Origin of the sequence: Collinsella aerofaciens ATCC 25986, from assembly GCF_964259375.1 — a bacterium.
Classification (GTDB): domain Bacteria; phylum Actinomycetota; class Coriobacteriia; order Coriobacteriales; family Coriobacteriaceae; genus Collinsella; species Collinsella aerofaciens_BO.
On sequence record NZ_CAXVJM010000034.1, the window covers coordinates 1 to 2717 of the forward strand.

Consider the following 2717-nt stretch of genomic DNA (forward strand, 5'->3'; position numbering starts at 1 on the left):
CCTTTTTCGATTTAGCGTATTGCTCTTCAGATCATCGTGGTGTGCTCGTAGCCGCGCTCCACGAGGAGCCGCTCGGCAACGTCGAGAATCTTCTCGACCGTCTCCTCCGGGTACTTATTGCGTGCCACGGGCACCTCCGTCCTTGTTATCGCGATAAACATACCATGAGTGGCGTACGGGTCGAGAAGGGCTGGCGCCAAAAGAGCCCAACGGCCGTTACGGCTTCGTTAGAAACGCGCCCCACCATGGATGTTGAACCCGAAAGGTAAGGCGCGCGGGCACGGCGACTCGGCCCGCGCGCCCGGAAGAGAAAGGACGAACCCATGGGTTACATGCTCGAGACGCGCGGGCTCACCAAGCGCTTCGGCCGCGGCGACCAGGCGCAGGACGCCGTGGCCGACGTGAGCCTTCATATCCGCGAGGGCGAGGTGTACGGGCTGCTCGGCCCCAACGGCGCCGGCAAGTCGACAACGCTCAAGATGATCTGCGGGATGCTGCGGCCGACGGCCGGGGAGATCCTCTTTGCCGGGCACGCCTGGCGCCGCGAGGACCTCTACGCAATCGGCAGCCTCATCGAGGAGGCGCCGCTCTACCCCAACCTCACCGCGCGCGAGAACCTGCGCGTGCGCACCACGCTGCTGGGCCTTCCCGAGAGCCGCGTAGATGAGGTGCTCGCCGCCGTGGACCTCGCGGACACCGGGAAGAAGCGCGCCGGGCGCTTCTCGATGGGCATGCGGCAGCGCCTGGGGCTCGCGCTGGCGCTGATCGCCCGGCCACGCCTGCTCGTGCTCGACGAGCCCACCAACGGCCTCGACCCCATCGGCATCGAGGAGCTGCGCGACCAGATCCGCGGCTTCGCGGCGGCGGGCACGACGGTGATCGTCTCGAGCCACATCCTCTCCGAGGTGCAGCAGATGGCGGACACCATCGGCATCATCTGCGGGGGGCGCCTCGCCTACGAGGATGCGCTTCGGCCCGGGCAGGACCTCGAGGAACTCTTCATGAGCGTCTGCCGGGAGGGGCGACGAGCGAGCGGGGAGGTGGCGGCATGACGGGCGAGAAAGGCGGCCTGCTCGCATGCCTGCGCGCCGAGGCCCTGAAGTCGCGCCACGCGGCACCGGTTCGCCTGGCCGTGCTCATGGCGCTGCCGATGCCGCTGCTCGGCGCGATGCCCTACCGGGGCGTGCAGATCTTCAGCGCGTGGAACTACTGGTACGCGCTCTTCCTGCCCGTGGCTCTCTCGCTCGTGGTGGCGTGCGTCGCGCGGGCGGACGCGCGCACGCGGATGCGGGGGCTTCTGGGCCTGGGCTTCCCGCTCGGGCGCGCCTGGTGGGCCAAGGCGCTCTGGTGCCTCGCGCTTTGCACGCTCTCGAACCTCGTGGTCTTCGGCATCTACCTCGCGGGATCGGCGTTCTCCTCGCAGGGCCTCACGGCCGCGGGCACCCTCACGATGCTCCTCTGCGCGCTCGCCAACACGGTGACCGCGGCGTGGATGATCCCCGCAGGGCTCTTCCTCACGGCGCGGCTCGGCATGCTCGCGGGCATCTTCTGCCCGCTCGCCGCGCAGCTCGTGGGTGGGTTCGCCTGGTCGCTGGTGCCGCTGCCGCAGCTCTTTCCGCCGTCGGCGAGCATGGTCATCCCCACGAGCTTCATCCCCGTGCTGCCGAGCGGCGAGCCACTCGCGGCGGACATGGCGCTCGGCGGGGCGCTCACGGCGGACGGCATGCTCACACTGGCGGGCCTTGCGGTCTGCGCGCTCGCGTTCGCCGCGCTCACGGCGGCGGGCGCGGCCTGGTTCGCGCGCTCCGAGGAGAGATGATGGCCATGACACGACTCTCCGACCCGACGCCGCGCATGACTCTCCCGCGGGCCCTGCTCTCCGAGGCCCTGCGCCTGGCGCGCTCCCCGCTCACGGCGGTGCACCTCGTCTGCGGCCTGGCAGCCGGTCTTGCCTGCGGCGAGTACTTCTCCGTTACCCGATGGGACCCGGCGCTGGGCGCGGACGCCTACGCCCAGTTCCTCGGCGCCCTCATGCCGCTCATGTCCGCCATCGTCTGCGGACTCGCCGTGGACGAGGAGCGCGCTGCCGGGCGCCTCGCCAACCTCACGGCGGTCCCCTCGCGCGGGCGCGCCGTCGCGGCGAAGCTGCTCGCCCTTGCGGCGCTCGGCGCGGGCGCGCTGGCCGTGGCGCTCGGCGTGTTCGGGGCCGTGCTCGCCGTCGCCGGGCGCCTGCCGCTCGGGCCCGCTCCGCTTGCGGCCGCCTGGGCGGGCATCGTGCTGGGCAGCCTGCCCCTCTACGCGCTGGGGCTCGGCGTGGCCCTGCGCCTCGGCCGCAACGCCGCCATCGGCGCCGGCGCGGCGGGGATGCTCCTCGCGTTCTTCTCAGTGGGCGGACTTGCGCACGGCCTCATGACCGGCGAGCTCACCGGTGCCCTGGCGACGCCCCTGAACTGGGTGCCGCTCGCCTGGCCCGCGCGCCTGGGGTCGCTCGGGGTGGAGGCCTTCATCGACGCCGCACGCGCGGCGGGCCCTCTCCTCACGACTGCGCTCGCTGGCCTCGTGCTCACCCTGGCAGCCGCCGCCGTCCTTCTCGCCTGGTTCTGCCGCTTCGAGGACGGGAGGGCAGATGCGTAGGAAGCCGTTCGCCGTCGCGCTTGTCCTCCTCTCCGCAGCGCTCGTTCTGGGCGGGAATGCCCTGCTCGACGCCGGCTGGGGGG

General features: G+C 71.7%; 4 protein-coding genes. 3 read left to right on the forward strand and 1 reads right to left on the reverse strand.

Annotated elements, in window-relative coordinates:
- Window positions 1–26: 26 nt before the first annotated feature.
- On the reverse strand, window positions 27–128 hold the full coding sequence (locus ACEXKH_RS09540) for a TetR/AcrR family transcriptional regulator (RefSeq protein WP_218565035.1): 102 nt from the start codon (window positions 126–128) through the stop codon (window positions 27–29).
- A gap of 195 nt (window positions 129–323) precedes the next feature.
- Here ACEXKH_RS09540 and ACEXKH_RS09545 point away from each other — a divergent pair, with 195 nt between their 5' ends.
- The 3 genes from ACEXKH_RS09545 to ACEXKH_RS09555 are packed head-to-tail and all read left to right on the forward strand — an operon-like array spanning window position 324 to window position 2634.
- The gene (locus ACEXKH_RS09545) at window positions 324–1052 is read left to right on the forward strand and encodes a lantibiotic protection ABC transporter ATP-binding protein (protein WP_373573930.1); all 729 of its coding nucleotides are present in this window, start codon (window positions 324–326) and stop codon (window positions 1050–1052) included.
- A complete protein-coding gene (locus ACEXKH_RS09550) occupies window positions 1049–1819 on the forward strand; it encodes a hypothetical protein (protein ID WP_373573931.1) in 771 nt (256 codons plus the stop codon). The genes ACEXKH_RS09545 and ACEXKH_RS09550 overlap by 4 nt, the downstream gene beginning before the upstream one ends.
- Before the next feature lie 5 nt (window positions 1820–1824).
- Window positions 1825–2634, forward strand: coding sequence for a lantibiotic ABC transporter permease (locus ACEXKH_RS09555; protein ID WP_373573932.1), 810 nt, complete (start codon window positions 1825–1827; stop codon window positions 2632–2634).
- Window positions 2635–2717 lie beyond the last annotated feature (83 nt).

Bases quoted from the DNA above. Each gene is read 5' to 3' on its own strand.
- ACEXKH_RS09545 (WP_373573930.1), top strand. From the start codon at position 324: ATGGGTTACATGCTCGAGACGCGCGGGCTCACCAAGCGCTTCGGCCGC.
- ACEXKH_RS09550 (WP_373573931.1), top strand. From the start codon at position 1,049: ATGACGGGCGAGAAAGGCGGCCTGCTCGCATGCCTGCGCGCCGAGGCC.
- ACEXKH_RS09555 (WP_373573932.1), top strand. From the start codon at position 1,825: ATGACACGACTCTCCGACCCGACGCCGCGCATGACTCTCCCGCGGGCC.